Raw genomic sequence first — 15,557 nt, 5'->3', positions numbered from 1 at the left:
AGGCCCCGTCGAGTGTCGTCGACGCGCGTGCCACCGGGAAGACCATCCGCGGGAGCGGTCTGTTCACGGCCGCGGATCCGGCGGATGATCCTCCCAGCTCCGTCGATTGATCGCGTAATCGGTCACCTGTCCGATGAAGGGCAGCACCAGCATCCCGTCGAGCCGATCGACCCGGCGCGGATCGCGGTGGTCGCGGATCCCGATGGTCATGCCCTCGTGGCCGGCCCGCGGCTGGTCCCGGTAGGTGCCGAGCAACCGATCCCACCAGGACAGGTTGAAGCCGAAGTTGGAATTGGTCTCGTCGTCCTCGATCGAGTGATGGACGCGGTGCATATCGGGTGTGACCACGAACCAACGCAGGGCGCGATCGACGCCGAGAGGCAGGCGCACATTGGCATGATTGAACATGGCCATGCCGTTGAGGATGACCTCGAAGAGGATGACGGCCACCACCGGCGGGCCGAGCGCGGCGATGGTCGCGAACTTGATCAGCATCGAGAGCACGATCTCGATCGGGTGAAAGCGAGCGCCTGTGGTCAGGTCGTAGTCCAGGTCGGCATGATGAACGCGATGCAGCCGCCACAGCGCAGGCACGGCGTGAAACAGCACGTGCTGCACCCAGATGACGAAGTCGAGCACCACCACGGCAATGAGCACCGCGAGCCAGCCCGGCAGCGCGATCGCGTTGAGCAGCCCCCACCCTTGCGCACTCGTAAAGAGCGCCATCCCGACCGCCGCAGCGGGAAACAGGATACGCAGCACGACCGTATTCAAGGCGACCAGACCGAGGTTGCTGGTCCAGCGTTGCAGTCGGGTCAAGGTGCGCTCACGGCGCGGCGCGCGAACCTCCCAAATCGCCATGAGCGCAAAGATGCCGAAGAAAAAGACGAGGCGGATCGTCGCCTCGTGGGTCTGGATAAAGCTGTCCAAGAGATGTGCCTCCGACTGCCGGGATGGCCTAGTGAAACCGATATTCGCAGATCGTCCGTCAACTATAAACCGATGCGTTGAATGTTTTTCGCTTACGGAGTCAACAATTTTCCCCGGTCTCGCCCATGGGGCATCGCGGGAGACGGGCACCGAGGTCCTGCAGGACTTTCCGCCCTTGACGCCGAACTGAACAGGATCCTCGCGGCATTGCGAGAGGTCCCGGCGAGGGTTGTCGGATGCAGTTGAATCGACTCCATCCGTCCCGCATTGAGGGGTGCTTACGCCCCGCTGCCACGCAGCAGCATGGGATCTTTGCTTTCAACCCTGATACCTTAATGTTGTCGTTATCGTTATCGTTGTCGTTGTCGTTATCGTTGTCGTGTTCGTCCGGAATCCGATGACGACAACGACAACGACAACGAGTAGAGCGTTCGACCACTTTTCCTGGTTGCGGCGCTTCCGGTAGATCCTTTTCCGGAAATCACCTTATCCTTCCCAACCTGTACACTTCCCCGGACATCTATGACCGAAACCAGCACAAACACCATTGCCGACGGCACCTATGTCGAGCTCACCTATCTCGTGCGCGACAGTAAGACCGGCGATGTTCTGACCGAAATCTCGCGCCCCCTCAACTACGTTCACGGCGTGAATGAGATATTGGCACCGGCGATCACCCGAGAGCTTGAAGGCAAGGCGCAAGGCCAACGGGTCGACCTGCTTGTCGACTGCAATGAGGTGTACGGTCCGAGAGACGAGTCACTGGTGATCACTGAAAAGGTCGCCGTCGTGCCGCGCGAGTATCGCCAGGTCGGCACCCGGATCCTGATGGAGAACACTCTCGGCCAAATGAAGAGTTTTCTGGTGACCAAGATAGAAGGAGACAAGATCACCTTCGACGGCAACAACCCGCTCTGTGGCAGGGAGGTTATCTACCAGGTGAAAGTCCTGTTGGTCCGCGATGCAACGGCGGAAGAAAAAGAGCGCGGAGGAAACGTCGAGGCAAACCCCGAGAGTTGATTCAGAGGCTTGGACAATCGAAACAGCGGGGCATCCTGCCCCACTGGAGATCAGGGCCGCTTCGGGGTCTTATACTCGACCTCTTTCTGCAAAGAGTCCCACAGGGTTTCATATCCGACAAAACCCTTCTCATTGGGCTCCATTTGCTTGGTCTTATGGAAGCGCACCTTGCCTTCCGGAACCTTTGGTCTGCTCTTCGATTGCTCGCTCATACGTCACCTTCTCTGGACAGGATTTGCAGGGCCTCATACACGAACTCATGCGTGTATGCGTTTTCACCGCAGTGAGTCAACTCGTCATCCGCCGTGCGGAATGTCAAGTACGGATGGACATCCTTCCCGTCGACTTCGATCGCCGACGTGTCATCGATCATGCTGGCAACACTGAACGCAATGCTTGCTGTCGCCTCGTCCAGCGGCTCACCACTCAAGCCCGCTTCCTGCAGTTTAACCCTGATACCTTGCGCCAGTGCGCGGACTAGAATGAATTGCTGCTCATCAAATAGTGTCGGATCGAGATTCAGCTGCATTCTTTAATTACCCAGGACCGAAGCCCTTGTTCAGGTCTTTATTGATCATTCGCTGAGGAACTAAACCGCGCCCGGAACGGTATGCGTAGTTTGTCGGATTAGCTTGGCCGCGCCAAGTCCGATCATTGTCGGAGCCGGCGCGGTTCAAAGAATTAAAAAATGTACAATTCTAAATCGCGTCCCCGCAAAGGGTCGTGGATGGACCAAACGTCGAACTCACTCGAAAGTGAGCATCACGCTCTGGACGCGGTTGAGCACTGTTCCCGTTGTCGTTGTTCAACGTGTTTCTGACGCGTCGCTAAAAGGGTACTTGCTTTACACCCGTCAGCGCCGGCGGCTTTTCGACCTTACCGCCGGCCGCCATCTCGGCCTCCGTCGCATCTCGAACAGTCAATATCTCAAGCTCAAAGACGACGTCTCGGCCACACAAGGGATTATTTCCATCAATCGTCAACGTCTTATCATCGACCCTCGTAACCAGGAAGGTCTTCGTCTCGCCCCGGTCGTTTTCCATCAGAATACTGGTGCCGACCTCTCGGTACTCTTCAGGAACGTTCTCGACGAGGTCGGTCACGACCAGAGACTCATCCCGCGCACCGAACAAGGTGTTGCAGTCCAGCGCGACCGATAGCGTATCACCGACCGCTTTTCCCTCGAGCTCGGCCATGACTTGAGAGGACAGCACGTCGTTCACGCCATGGACATAGCCCAACGGAAAATCCACAGCCGTCAATACATGGCGGGTCTTGGCGTCGACCACGCGATATTTGAGCTCGACGTACTTATTGTGCTGGATGGTGTCTGCCATGATGCTCAGAAAATCGACACGGCGAAGATACGGACCTCACCTTTCTCATAGCCGAGAACCATTCTTCCCAGCCACTCCCCCTCCTTCGTCGTACTGCGCATACGATAGAGAACGGTCACATGCTCGCCACGCCGAATGAGCCCAAGGAAGTCTCGCTCTTCGACCAGGTTCCGCGACAATTCGCTATGCGCGAACTGCTTACCAAGCTCGACCTCATTTAAACCGAGCAGCAGCTCATAGGAGAACTTCCTGATGAACTTGCCGTATTGACCTTTGTTGGAGTACTGCACCAACTCGTCCCACATCGGATGGGCGATCTCGAGGATTTCCTCGTCGGACTTATCGTTGATATTCATTTCGCATCGCCATCGGTGTACGTCTTGGCAATCTTGTGACGAACTCGAGCTGAAACCGCTGGCTTTACAGCGATGCAACCCTCTCGATAAACGCCATACCTAATCTTTGGCAACGACGCAAGCGCACATGACGCTTCGCCCGGCACTCGTCCAACACGCATGGGAAAACCGCGAGAAGACGTCCGAGGCCCCGATTCCCGAGGCCCCGGCTTTCTTCGCAAAGGCTTACGCAGCCTTCGCCTCTGGCTTGTCATCGATCAAGTGGTACAACGGCGCCTTCTCCATGGTGTACTCGCCGGTCTCGGGATCCCGACGGGAGACCGTGAGCACATGCCAGTTCTCGTCATCCACCTTCATCACGTCACCGCGATAGTAGTATCCGGGCCAGCGGGTTTCCTTTCGGAACAGCGTGTGATGCATGACCGCCTCGGAGGTGAGGTGACGATGCTTCAGCTCCCAGGCCCGCAGCAGCTCGTGGATATTCTCCGCGGCAATCTTTTCAAGGTCCTCTTCCAGAAGCTTGAGCTTTTTAAGCCCGATATTCAGCAGCTTCTCGTTGGTCATGTAGCTGACCGTGACCCCGCCGCAATACTCGTCCATCAGCTTCTGCAGACGATCCAGACCCTGACGCGGGTTGATGTAGTGCGGGTTGACCGAACCGGCGGTGATCTCGTTCCGATAGACCTTGTAGTGCTCCATCGGCTTGTAGATCTCTTCCTTGCGACGATTGATCTGCTCGTCGGAGACGCGGATGCCCTCGCCCTTCCCGTCATCGATGTACTTGCAGGCCGCCTTGGCCGCGAGCCGGCCTTCGGTGAAGGAACCGGACGAGAAGGCGTGCGGTGTGCCACCGACAGCGTCGCCCGCACCGAACAGACCTTCCACCGTGGTCATGCGGTTGTAGCCCCAGAAATAATCCGGTGGGGAGATGTCTTCGGGACCTGAGCACCAAGCGCCGCACCCGGTGGCATGCGAACCCATCACGTAGGGCTCGGAGGTCGTCAGCTCCGGATTCTCATACTTCGGGTCGACATCCGTCGCTGCCCACAATACGGCCTGGCCGACGGTCATGCCCAAGAAGTTGTGCCAGCCGATCTCTTCGAGATGCGGATCCTGGAACGCCTCCATGGTCACCATGTGGATCGGACCGCGGCCGGCGTTCACCTCGTTGATGAACGCGTGATTCCGCAGACAGGTGGGAATCGGGCGATGCGACAGGTGCGACGCCTCCACATCCAGGTAGCGCTTACCGACCATTTTCTCCAAGGCCGGGAACCACTTGGATTCGTACTCTTCGCCCATGCCGTTTTGCGTGTAGGTTTTCAGGTGCAGGAAGTACGCACCGACCGGACCGTATCCGTCCTTGAAGCGGGCGAGAACGATCCTGTTCTCCATCTGGGTCATCTTTGCACCGGCACCGATCATCAGGCCATAGGCGGAGCCCGACGACCAAGGTGCGTACCACACGCGGCCGGCACCTTCGCCGACGGAGCGTGGCTTGAAGATGTTGGAGGCACCGCCTGCCGCGACGACCACCGTCTTGGACTTGAAGACGTGGTAGTTGCCGGTGCGCACGTTGAACCCGACGGCGCCGGCAACGCGGTTTTCCTTGGCTTCGTCCATCAACAGATGGGTGATGCAGACCCGGTTGAAGACCTGGTCAGCGGACTTCTTGGCCGCCTCGGCGACGATCGGCTTGTACGACTCGCCATGAATCATGATCTGCCAGCGCCCTTCGCGCTGATACGCACCCGTCTTCGGGTTGCGCATCAACGGCAGGCCCCATTCCTCGAACTGGTGCACCGTCGAGTCCACGTGGCGCGCCATATCGAACAGGAGGTCCTCGCGGACCATGCCCATCAGGTCGATGCGCGCGTAGCGAACATGGTCTTCCGGGTTATTCTCGCCGAACCGGGTGCCCATGTAGCAGTTGATGGCATACAGACCCTGGGCCACCGCGCCGGAGCGATCGATGTTCGCCTTCTCGGCAACCACGATCTTTTTATCTTTACCCCAGTAGCGGGCCTCGAACGCAGCACCTGTGCCGCCCAGTCCTGCACCGCACACCAGGACGTCGATGCCGTCCTCAACGACTGTCTTGTAAGCCATTATTCGTACACCCCTACTTTCAGTTGGAGCCCGGCCTTCTCGAGCGTGTGCAGACCACCGTCATCGAATCGGATGTATTTCGGCTCGTTGAACAGAAGCTCGCTGTCGCGCATGTCCTGACTGGGAGACGGAACGTCCGCCAACTGCGGAATGTGCTTGCCCCAAGGCTTCGTCGTGATCGGGGCCAGGAGATTCATGTCCTTTTCGCCATTGCGGAAGATGATCCGCCAGGCGATGACACCCTTCTCCTCGTCGCGTTGGACCCGGACCGAGTGGCCGAGCGGGGCAAAATCCGCGTAGCCGCGGACGTCGATGGCGTTGTGCGGACACGCCTTCACGCAGGAGTAGCACTCCCAGCACATGTTGGGCTCGATGTTGTAAGCGCGGCGCACCACCGGATCGATGTGCATGATATCCGAGGGGCAGATGTCGACACATTGGCCGCAACCGTCACAGCGCGTCATGTAGACGAAGGTTGGCATATTCGTTTCCTCTTCGTGGCTAGAGCTCGCAGCTCGAGATCAATAGTGGGCCGGAGCTTCGCGCTTGATGCCGAGCCCCATGTTCGGCGGATTCGCGCCCATATACTCCGGGATGTCCGGGTAGCGCTCTTTGCACTCGGCGCTCGACAGATCGGGAATCTCGGGCAGCTTGTCGCGGGATCCGTCCGCAACCGCCACCTTCTTTTGGAACGCCGCCGCGGGCTTGAAGAACATGTGTGCGAACTTCGACCACAGGATGGTGCTGAACAGCGTGGTAGCCGCGACGATGAAGACGATGAATGCGAGGACGCTCAGCACCGCAGTCGCGCCTGCGACCGCCTGCAGGAAGGACCAGATCAGCGCAAAGGTCGCCATCAGCAAGAGGGAGACAATGAAGATGTCGGACTGGTGCACGTTGTGCCACGCGTTACCCTCGGAGCGCACATCGACGCGGATCTTGAACCAGAACCAGTAGCCGCCGATGCAGATCGACAGGGCGCCCAGATGCCACAGTAGAGGCGTCAGGCCCGAGCCCTCGCCTGCGGCGACGGGCAGGCCGAAGATCATCACGGCCGTGGTGATCACGAAGAAGACGAAGCCATACATGGTGAACAGGTGCGAGATACGCCGGTCTTGATTCTTGAACTCGCTCGAGGTCAACACCTCATTCGCCACCGTACTCATGGCGATGCCGATCTTCTCTCCACCGCCGACCTCGCGCTTGGCGATCTTCTTCAGCGACTGCCCCTTCTCGAAAAAGTACTTGGCACTCTTCTTATGGACAACGTCGAGCAGTGTGCCGCCGATGACCAGAAGGACCATCAGAACGACGTACGCTTGCATGACGCCTGGATCAAGTGAAAGGCTCTCGGACAAAATCGCGAAAGGATTACTTGCGATCATTGGATGGTGACTCCAAATTATGAATGGACCTCGGCTACCTCGAGGAAACGGTGACCCGATCCGCCCCCGCATCAGGTCGACTGGCTACGCCGAAGGAACGGACATCCAACCGCCCCATCGGAAAATCGGCTCCGTTGCGACGCCTTCCGCGACATGGTCTTCAGAGTATAAGCGTTTCAGCACATGCTACGCGACTCAGACATTTTCGGCGCTCATAACTGATTCTTATGAGGCTGGCGCGAGCTGCGATATCGCACGCGCTCTTGATGTTTTGTTTTTTAAAGGCTTTTTGCGATTTGTTCGCGTTGCCCTGCTTGCCGCCTTGCGTTAACCGGGCCGCAGGTGAAAGACCTGTTTGGGATATCTACAGCCTTGACGCTCAGCGCAATTCATGATATGCGCGCATCGGCGTCTTGCCGATGCTGCAGTGCAACGTGGAGATTTCGGAGGCAACCGTATCACTGGTACAGAACACCATCCCGGCGTCCCATCGCATAGGATGTCTCCCCTGCGGCCAACCGAAGCCGAGCTTCGATGCGGATCTTATCCATCACGTCGTTATCGGCGATTTCCGGATAAAGCGGATAGAAGCGCGCCACGTCCAGCGCGTTCGCCCGTGCCGCCAACTCCATTCTGCGCCGTTCCTCAGGAATGACTCCATGCAGCATCAGCAAACGGGGGGCTTGTCGATGCAGATAACGGCGACAAAGATCCCGATGTTCGTCGTTTTCCCAGTCCTCGCGGACTAAGAAAGGGGGGAAATCCTCGCTCTCGTTGTACCTCCGGGTGAACCATTGCGCTCTCGGTTTGGTACCCGCCCGTTCTGCGACACATCGTTCCAACCGGTAGTTCACGGGCCCATATGAGCTGCTGCGCTCCGCCTCACTCGTTTCGATCGGCATCACGGCGGCCGGGAGCGCGGCCCAATCAGTGAGTTTCGGAAACGACGCCATCTCCGAGGAGTCGACACACGAGAAGATCAAAGCGAGCGGCGAACAGTCTTTAGGATCAAGGAGCCAGTACTCATAGCGATCGGCGGCCTCGAAGGGCAGTCGTGCTCCGATCAGAAACGTCGCCAACTCCAGTATGCGTTGGTCCACGCGGCCATCTTCCGTGACAGGATTTTCGATCACCCGTTTGAGATCGCAATGCCTGATGTGCGCAGCCCTGATAAAGCGGCCTTGCTGTCGACCGACGCTCGCTTTCGCGCTGCGATTGTTTGCATAGATAAACTGAAACTCCCACACATCGCCATCCATCGAAAGTGCTCGCGCATGATCGGATTCAGCGATTTGCACTTGAGCCGAGTACGGCTGCAACACGCGTTGAGAGTGAGCTTTGATCATCTACGGCAAATGTGAGGGGCTCAAAGGAGAGAAAAACGATCGACGCGGCGTGTGGTTGGCCCGATGGAGGCCATGCTGCATCTCTGCGTCTGATATTAGGCGATTTCCGGAAGATTCCATACCCGTGGTTGCGCCGACGATGGGAAGACAGTTTCCGGAATGCGCCTTGTGTAGGCGATCGCGTGGATTTTGCTACCCTAAGGGTGACTCAGGGAGACTGGTCCAGGGCGTGGTTGCACATGTCGTGCATTCGTCTCTGCCGGGCCGTTTCCGCATCCCCATCCTCGAGGTGTCCGATGTCGCGTCCTGTTCTTGCCTTCCTGTTGCTGCTCCTTACCGCTGTCGTGGCTGCCGACGAGGCGCTGGAGGGAATCTGGTCCGCGCCCAGTCTGTCGCGACCCGATACCCCGATCGTCATCGGGCTCCTGCCGGGCGGCATCGCCACCGAGCAGATCGGCGACTACCGCAGCAGCGGAACTTGGACGCAAGAGGACGGATCCGCCCGCATCGATTGGGGGAAAGGCTGGGTCGGCCTGTTGCGTCCGACGTCCGACGGTGCTTATCGCCTGCTGACCTGGAAAGCCGGCTCGCCGCTGGCCGGCCCCCCGGACGACGATAAACCCGCCGTACGCGTCAAGCCTGCAGGTGGTTGATCAAGCCTGCAGGTGTTTGAGATGGTGGAGATGATGGTGCAATCGTGCGGGGCGGACCCCTGACAATCCACCGGCGTTGCGGCCTGCAGGAGGTCGAAACGGCGCGGGTCACCTGCCCGCTCTTCACGAGACGCCTCCGCCTCGGGTGTCATCCCCGAGCAGTGCTTCGAGCTTCTCCAGGCTCAGTGGCTTGGCGAGGTGGGCGTCGAATCCTGCTGCGACGGCCTTGGCGACGTCTTCCGGCGCCGCGTAACCAGAGAGGGCCACGAGCGTCGCGGCCCGGCGCGTAGGGTCCAGGCGCAACGTGCGCGCGACCGCATAGCCGTCCATCCCGGGCAGGCCGATATCGCAGAGGATCAGGTCCGGGCCGAGTGCCCGGGCCTTCTCGAGCCCCTCGGGGCCTGAGCAGGCGAGCTCGACGCGGTGGCCGGCGAGCGCGAGCAGCAGGCGCAGGCTCTCGGCGGCATCGGGGTTGTCCTCGATGACGAGGATGTGCCGCCGCGCACCGTTCGGAGCGCGTCTCTCGGTTGACGTCTCTGCAGGACGCGCGGCCCCCTCAAGGGGGAGCTGCAGCGTCAGCTCGGTGCCCGAACCGAGTCCCGCGCTCGCCACCTGCACGCGGCCCCCGTGCATCTCGATGAGCCCCTTCACCGTGGCGAGTCCCAGACCGAGTCCGCCGCGGCTGCGCTCGAGCGTGGTGTCGGCCTGCACGAAGGGCTCGAAGACCCGCGGCAGCATCTCCGGCGCGATCCCGATGCCGGTGTCGCACACCTTCAGGATCGCCTGCCCGAGCGCCCGGTCCTGCGCGAGCGAGACCTGGATCCGACCTCCGGGCGGCGTGAACTTCCCGGCGTTGCTGAGCAGGTTGCCGATCACCTGAACGAGGCGGGTGCGGTCGGCGCTCATCCACAGCGCCTCCTCGGGAAGCCTGAGCTCAAGGGCGATCCGGCTCTCGGCGAGGACGTCGCGATAGTCGTCCACCGCGCACCTGAGCAGCGCGCAGAGCTCCAACGGCTCGCGCTGAAGTGTGATCTTTCCGCGCGCGATTCGGGTGATGTCGAGCAGGTCGTCGACCAGACGGGTGAGGTGTCTGACCTGCCTGTCGATCATCGACTGCGCCTGCCGGCATAGCTCGCCGCCCGGCGGCGTCAGCTCGAGGATCGCCAGACTGTTGCGAATCGGGGCGAGTGGATTGCGCAGCTCGTGCCCGAGCATGGCGATGAACCGGTCCTTGCGCCGGTCGGCCTCCTCGAGCGCGAGGCGCGCCTCGACGTGCTGCAGCGCCAGCGAGGCCACGGTGGCGAGCTGCCCCAGCAGCGCCTCGTCCTCGGCCTCGAAGTTCCCCTGCACCTTGTCGGTGACCAAGATCACCCCGCTCGGCGCGCCGTTGCGTGCCGACAGAGGGACACCGAGCAGTCCGCGCAAGGGCGCATGCCCCTGCGGAAGCTCCTGCCACCGGGGATGTGCGTGCAGCTCCCGGTCGGAGAGCCGCAGCGACACGGCTCCCTCGAGCAGGGATAGGTGAACGCCGCCCGGGTCGGGTCGGAACATCACCCCCGGCGGACAGGCTGGTGCATCCGCACTGCGCGCCGCGCGTTCGACCAGGATGTGGGCCTCACCGAGGCCGTAGCCGCAGATGGCGAGCCGCGCGCCTGTGAGCGTAAGCGCGGCCTCGGCGATGGCCTCCAGCATCGCCCCGAGATCGGTCTTGGCCATGACCGCGAGTGAAGCCTCGGCCAGCCGACTCAAGCCCTCGCGGGAGTGCAGCAGCGCCCGCTCGGCACGTTTGATGGCGGTGATGTCCGCACCGGTGGTGATGAACTGCTCCCCGAGCGGGACGCTCGTCAAGCGGAAGTACTTGTCCAGATGCGGGAAATAGTCCTCGAAGGAGTGCGGCACGCCGTCGCGCATGATCTGGCGGACTACGGGTAGGTGATGCGCCGTCGCGCCGGGACCAAAGATCTCGTCGGTGGTCTTGCCCCTGATTTCCTCGGCCGTCGGCCGCCCCCAGCTCGCGAGGGCCGGGGGATTGACGTCGATCAGACGCCAGGTCTCGATAGCGCCGGAGTCGTCCCGGACGACCTGCCAGAAGTGCACCTCCTCGGCCATGTTCTCGAACAGGGTGCGGTACTTCGTCTCGCTCGCCCGCAGCGCCGCCTCGGCCTGTTTGCGGGGGCGCAGATCGACGCCGATCCCGATCGCCGTGTCGTCACGCAGACGCACGTTGGCCCACTCGATGGGCACCTCCTCCCCGCCCTTGGTCATGCAGCGCCACTCGTGGAAGCTGGGCCGCAGCGACTGCATATAGACGGAGACCTCGGCGCGATAGCCCGGGTCCGGATAGACCCTGACCATGAAGTCACCCTCGTTCGCTTCTGCGCTTGACCAGCCCAGGACCGTCTCGGCCTGACGGTTCAGCCTGAAGCGCTTGAGGCGCGGATCCCAGAGCACCAGGAGCACGGGGATGGAGTCGAAGATGCCCTGCAGGAGGACGCGCTCGCGCTTGAGCGCCTCCTCGGCAGTCTTGCGCTCGGTCACATCCAGATTCATGCCGATCCACTCGACCACCTGTCCGTCGCAATCGCAGATCGGCGCCGCATGCACGCTCATCCAGCGCCATTCGCCGTCATGGCGGCGAATGCGTTGCTCGTTCGCGAACGGTTCGCCACGCCTCACCGCATCCGTCCAGCCCCGCGCCGCCGTTGCACGGTCTTGAGGATGTACCGCGCCCGTCCAGCCCGCCCCGAGCATGTCCTCGGCGCTCTGGCCGGTGAAAGCCATCCAGTCCGGCTGCGGCTCGACCTGCAGCCCCGACGGCGGACAGGACCAGGTGACGGCGCTGGTCGCCTCGATCAGGGTGCGGTAGCGCCGCTCGCTCCGGCGCAACGCCTGCTCGGAGCGCTTCCGCTCGCTGATGTCGGTATGCACCAGCACCACGCTGCCGTCCCGGCGCTGCAAGGGGCTGACAGTCAGGGTGTACCAGAACTGCTGGTCCCGGCTGTGGCAGGGGTAGTCAACGCGGAACTGATCGGCCTCGCCGGCCATGACGGCCCGGATGCCTGCCGCCGTGCGGTTCGCGCCTTCAGCGGAGTCGCCGCGGGCGGTGGCGCAAATCTCGAGATAATTGGTACCGATACCGGTGCGAGGTGCGGGCTCGCCGGGCCGCGGACCGTTCTTTAGAGCGAAGTGCCGCCAAGGTGCGTTGACCGAGACGATCACTCCATCCCGGTCGAGCACCGCCACCTCGCTGGGCATCGCGTCAAGCACGGCCTGTTTGAACCGCTCGCCGTCGCGTAAGACGTCGGCCGCGGCATGCTCTGGAGTGACATCGAGGGCCGCCAGCATGGCGCGTGCCGGCTCCTCGTCATCGAAGATCACTTGCTTGCGCACACGCAGCCAGCGAATCCGGCCGCCGGGCAGGACCACGCGGTGATCCAGGTCGAAGAAGCCTGGCCCGCTCGGGTCCAAGCACTCCGCGATCAGGGCCAGCAGGTGCCCGCGATCCTCCGGATGGAAGGTGGCGTGCACCGTCTCGCGCGTGACGGACAGCGCGTCCTTGCCCAGCCCGAACAGTTGGGCGGCCTTGGCCGTGAGGTGACAGGTGCCGGTTGCGTAGTCGATCTCAGCCAGCCCCAGGCCGGCGACTCGCAGGCCCAGCTGCAAGCGTGCCTCGCTCTCGCGCAGCGCCTGGATGGGCACCAGGGCCCGCTCGCGCTCGGCCAACAGGCGGTTCGCCTTCCTGAGTTTGAACACTTGAGCCAGGGCGATGACGGTAGAGGCTACGAGGAGCAGGATGATGGACCCAGCCCCCATCAGGATCAGGCGGTTCCCTGGTTCCCGGCTCACGTAAAGGACTTCCTTGGCCGGCTCGACCAGGGAGACGCCCTGGACCGGCGCACGGGTGAGATCGACCCGCAGACCGCTCGGCTGGCCATCCTCGACCCGGATATAGGGCAGGATCGAGTCGTTGCCGAGAAAGCGCGGCGGTGCGCGGGAGGCATCGATGGCCTGGGCCGGGGCCGGGAACGGCCCCGCCGACGCCGCGATCAGGAGCAACATGACCGCCTGGCGAATCGGCACGGGCCTTCTCATGTCTTCATGCCCTTAACGATCACGCCGGAGGACCTGTCCGGACCCGGCGACGGTCGTCCAGCGAACAGTGGGTTGATTCGTCACAGCGGAATCCGGTCGAAGCGCGTGGCTCGCCGGTGGGCGGCGGCCGGTCCCGCGAGCCCCTCGCGCACCATCCAGACCGTTTGCCACCCCGCTTCGCGGGCGGCGTCGAGCTCTTCGCGCACGTCCGACAGGAACAGGATGCGCCGAGTAGGGACGCCGATGACCTCGGCGATGCGTCGGTAGGAGCCGACCTCCCGTTTGGGTCCGGTGCGGGTGTCGAAATAGCCGGACAACAGCTGCGTCAGGTCGCCGGCGACGGTGTGGCCATAGATCAGCCGCTGCGCGTGCACCGATCCCGATGAGTAGATGTAGAGCTGTAACCCACTCGCGTGCCAGTTCCGCAGCGCCGGGGCCACGTCCGCATAAAGGGGCGTCACCAGCTCGCCGTTGCGGTATCCCTCCTCCCAGATCAGCCCCTGCAGGGTCTTCAGCGGCGTGACCTTCTGGTCCCGCTCCATCCAATGGCACATGCGCACCACCACCGCCTCGTCGTTCCACACGCCGCCCGCCTCGCGCGCCTCGTCCATGATCGCCGCCACTTCGGGCTCGCTGCGGTGTTGGCGGATATAGTTGGGCAGGCGCTCCCGGGCGTAGGGGTACAACATGTCGGTCGCGAACGCGATCGACGTGGTCGTACCCTCGATATCCAGCACCACGGCCTCGACAGGCATCATGTCTGCTTCATCCTATCGGTGGAGATTCACGCCGAAGGCCCGAGTGTAACGCCACGTCCGGCGTGGTTGGAAACCTTCGCGCGCGCTCGGGAGACCGGTCTTGTGATGATGATTGAGTGTACGGGTGATGTCGGCAGAACGCTGTCTGGAAGCGCACAGAGGAAGGGAGCATGAACGATCGGATCCACGGAGAGCAGAACGCGGCCATCATGTCGCTGTGCCGGGAAATCACGACGGAGCGGCTCTGGCAGCCACAATCCGATGGGGGTTGATATGAGCGTGCAGTCCGAGTCTTCGGGTCGCGGCGTCGGCGAGACCGATGCCTGGCCCGATCATGAACACTTCATGCGACGCGCCATCACGTTGGCCCGTCGGGGCTCGGCAGCGGGCGACGGCGGACCTTTCGGTGCCGTGATCGTGCGTGACGGGCGCATCATCGGGGAGGGCTGGAATCGGGTCATCGCCACCCGAGATCCGACAGCGCATGGCGAGATGGTCGCGATCCGCGATGCCTGCCGGCAGATTGGAAACAGCAGCCTGGATGGGTGCGCGCTTTACACCAGCGGTCAGCCCTGCCCGATGTGCCTCGGTGCAATCTACTGGGCGCGGATCGAGCGCGTGTTCTATGGGTTCAGCATCCACGACGCGGCGCGCATCGGCTTCGATGACCATTTCATCCACGAGCAGCTTGCAAGGCCGGCGGAGCAGCGTGCAATTCCCGAGATTGCGTTGCTTCGCGAGGAGGCGTTGGAGATCCTCGAGACCTATGCCGCCAATCCGGATCGGATGCACTACTGAAACCGTGAGCGCCGACGAAGGTTTCGGGATCGTGGGTGGTAATACGATATTATGCTTATTAATATTCGCGCCATCCAGGTTGATCCGAGTGCAAGAGGATGCGGGACGCGAAACCTTTGGGCCTGTCGCTCGCCGTGGCGGCTGGTCTGCCGACGATCGGCCATTCCGAGGAGGCGGTGCAACTGGAGACGGTCGAGGTCGTCGCACCGCTGGTCTACTCGGTCCAACTACAACACCCGTTTTACGGGCGATCCGGCGCTGGATCGGGACTACTACAACTTCTACTTCAGCCAAACCGAAAATCGCGATCTGCTCGGCATCGGCACAGTGCCGGTTGCCGACAGTGTACTCACCCTCAAGCCCTATGCGTCTGCTCGCCGGTCCCGCTCAGGACGGGATCGGCACCCGGATCGTCTGGAACATCCGTCTCCCGCGCGTCGCAGCGGCGTTGCTGGCCGGTGCCGCGCTCGGCCTCGCGGGGACCCTCTATCCGGGCTCGCGGGTCTTGTCCGGGCTTGCGGCGCAGGCCCTGACCGCCGTGCTCGGGCCGAACGGGGTCGGCAAGTCGACACTGCTCAAGCTCGTCGCCGGCATTCTGCCCCTGCAATCGGGCCGGATTCGACTCGACGGCGCCGACCTCCCGCACCTGAGTCGCGCGCGTCGCGCCCGGCTGGTCGCCTACCTCCCGCAGATGATCCGGCCGGTGCAGGTGAGCGTCTTCGAGGCGTTCCTCCTCGGTTACGCTGTCATGGTCCCGTGCGGATCGACGTAGT

General features: G+C 62.2%; 15 protein-coding genes. 4 read left to right on the top strand and 11 right to left on the bottom strand.

All coding sequences use genetic code 11. The features are described 5' to 3' along the window. Positions 1-63: 63 nt before the first annotated feature. Positions 64-930 (bottom strand): sterol desaturase family protein, encoded by an 867-nt coding sequence (locus BDD21_RS20120; RefSeq protein WP_245969707.1) that lies wholly within the window; start codon positions 928-930, stop codon positions 64-66. A gap of 522 nt (positions 931-1,452) precedes the next feature. On the opposite strand from BDD21_RS20120, the gene BDD21_RS20115 reads away from it, so the two are divergent. Further along, positions 1,453-1,950: an FKBP-type peptidyl-prolyl cis-trans isomerase gene (locus tag BDD21_RS20115; RefSeq protein ID WP_120798676.1), complete on the top strand. Its 498-nt coding sequence runs from the start codon at positions 1,453-1,455 to the stop codon at positions 1,948-1,950. A gap of 50 nt (positions 1,951-2,000) precedes the next feature. On the opposite strand, the gene BDD21_RS28000 is transcribed toward BDD21_RS20115, so the two are convergent. The 8 genes from BDD21_RS28000 to BDD21_RS20080 form a co-directional block, all read right to left on the bottom strand. Next, the gene (locus BDD21_RS28000) at positions 2,001-2,162 is read right to left on the bottom strand and encodes a hypothetical protein (protein ID WP_170164839.1); all 162 of its coding nucleotides are present in this window, start codon (positions 2,160-2,162) and stop codon (positions 2,001-2,003) included. Further along, positions 2,159-2,479: a hypothetical protein gene (locus BDD21_RS20110; protein ID WP_120798675.1), complete on the bottom strand. Its 321-nt coding sequence runs from the start codon at positions 2,477-2,479 to the stop codon at positions 2,159-2,161. Before BDD21_RS20110 ends, BDD21_RS28000 begins: the two co-directional genes overlap by 4 nt. Positions 2,480-2,777: 298 nt before the next feature. Further along, complete coding sequence (locus BDD21_RS20105) at positions 2,778-3,287, bottom strand: FKBP-type peptidyl-prolyl cis-trans isomerase (protein WP_120798674.1); 510 nt, start codon at positions 3,285-3,287, stop codon at positions 2,778-2,780. Between the two features lie 5 nt (positions 3,288-3,292). Beyond that, positions 3,293-3,643, bottom strand: a complete 351-nt coding sequence (locus tag BDD21_RS20100) for a hypothetical protein (RefSeq protein WP_120798673.1) — start codon at positions 3,641-3,643, stop codon at positions 3,293-3,295. 225 nt (positions 3,644-3,868) lie between these two features. Continuing rightward, positions 3,869-5,752 (bottom strand): adenylyl-sulfate reductase subunit alpha, encoded by a 1,884-nt coding sequence (gene aprA, locus BDD21_RS20095; protein ID WP_120798672.1) that lies wholly within the window; start codon positions 5,750-5,752, stop codon positions 3,869-3,871. Next, positions 5,752-6,234, bottom strand: a complete 483-nt coding sequence (aprB, locus tag BDD21_RS20090) for an adenylyl-sulfate reductase subunit beta (protein ID WP_120798671.1) — start codon at positions 6,232-6,234, stop codon at positions 5,752-5,754. Before aprB ends, aprA begins: the two co-directional genes overlap by 1 nt. 39 nt (positions 6,235-6,273) lie before the next feature. Beyond that, positions 6,274-7,137: an adenylyl-sulfate reductase gene (locus BDD21_RS20085; protein ID WP_211335112.1), complete on the bottom strand. Its 864-nt coding sequence runs from the start codon at positions 7,135-7,137 to the stop codon at positions 6,274-6,276. Positions 7,138-7,595: 458 nt separating this feature from the next. Next, complete coding sequence (locus tag BDD21_RS20080; protein ID WP_147431163.1) at positions 7,596-8,483, bottom strand: hypothetical protein; 888 nt, start codon at positions 8,481-8,483, stop codon at positions 7,596-7,598. A 296-nt stretch (positions 8,484-8,779) separates the two neighbouring features. Between BDD21_RS20080 and BDD21_RS20075 the strand changes: the two genes are divergently transcribed. Beyond that, the gene (locus BDD21_RS20075) at positions 8,780-9,136 is read left to right on the top strand and encodes a hypothetical protein (protein ID WP_120798668.1); all 357 of its coding nucleotides are present in this window, start codon (positions 8,780-8,782) and stop codon (positions 9,134-9,136) included. 123 nt (positions 9,137-9,259) lie between these two features. Here BDD21_RS20075 and BDD21_RS20070 read toward each other — a convergent pair whose 3' ends face one another. Both BDD21_RS20070 and mtnC read right to left on the bottom strand, forming a co-directional pair. Then, positions 9,260-13,216, bottom strand: a complete 3,957-nt coding sequence (locus tag BDD21_RS20070) for a PAS domain S-box protein (protein ID WP_170164838.1) — start codon at positions 13,214-13,216, stop codon at positions 9,260-9,262. 92 nt (positions 13,217-13,308) lie between these two features. Continuing rightward, complete coding sequence (gene mtnC, locus BDD21_RS20065) at positions 13,309-13,986, bottom strand: acireductone synthase (RefSeq protein WP_120798666.1); 678 nt, start codon at positions 13,984-13,986, stop codon at positions 13,309-13,311. Positions 13,987-14,259: 273 nt separating this feature from the next. Here mtnC and BDD21_RS20060 point away from each other — a divergent pair, with 273 nt between their 5' ends. Beyond that, on the top strand, positions 14,260-14,784 hold the full coding sequence (locus BDD21_RS20060; protein WP_281269162.1) for a nucleoside deaminase: 525 nt from the start codon (positions 14,260-14,262) through the stop codon (positions 14,782-14,784). A gap of 343 nt (positions 14,785-15,127) precedes the next feature. Beyond that, positions 15,128-15,556: an iron chelate uptake ABC transporter family permease subunit gene (locus tag BDD21_RS20055; protein WP_170164837.1), complete on the top strand. Its 429-nt coding sequence runs from the start codon at positions 15,128-15,130 to the stop codon at positions 15,554-15,556. Position 15,557 lies beyond the last annotated feature (1 nt).

Origin of the sequence: Thiocapsa rosea (assembly GCF_003634315.1) — a bacterium.
Classification (GTDB): domain Bacteria; phylum Pseudomonadota; class Gammaproteobacteria; order Chromatiales; family Chromatiaceae; genus Thiocapsa; species Thiocapsa rosea.
Note: the sequence above shows the minus strand (reverse complement) of the source record. Positions and strands in the feature narration are given on the sequence as shown.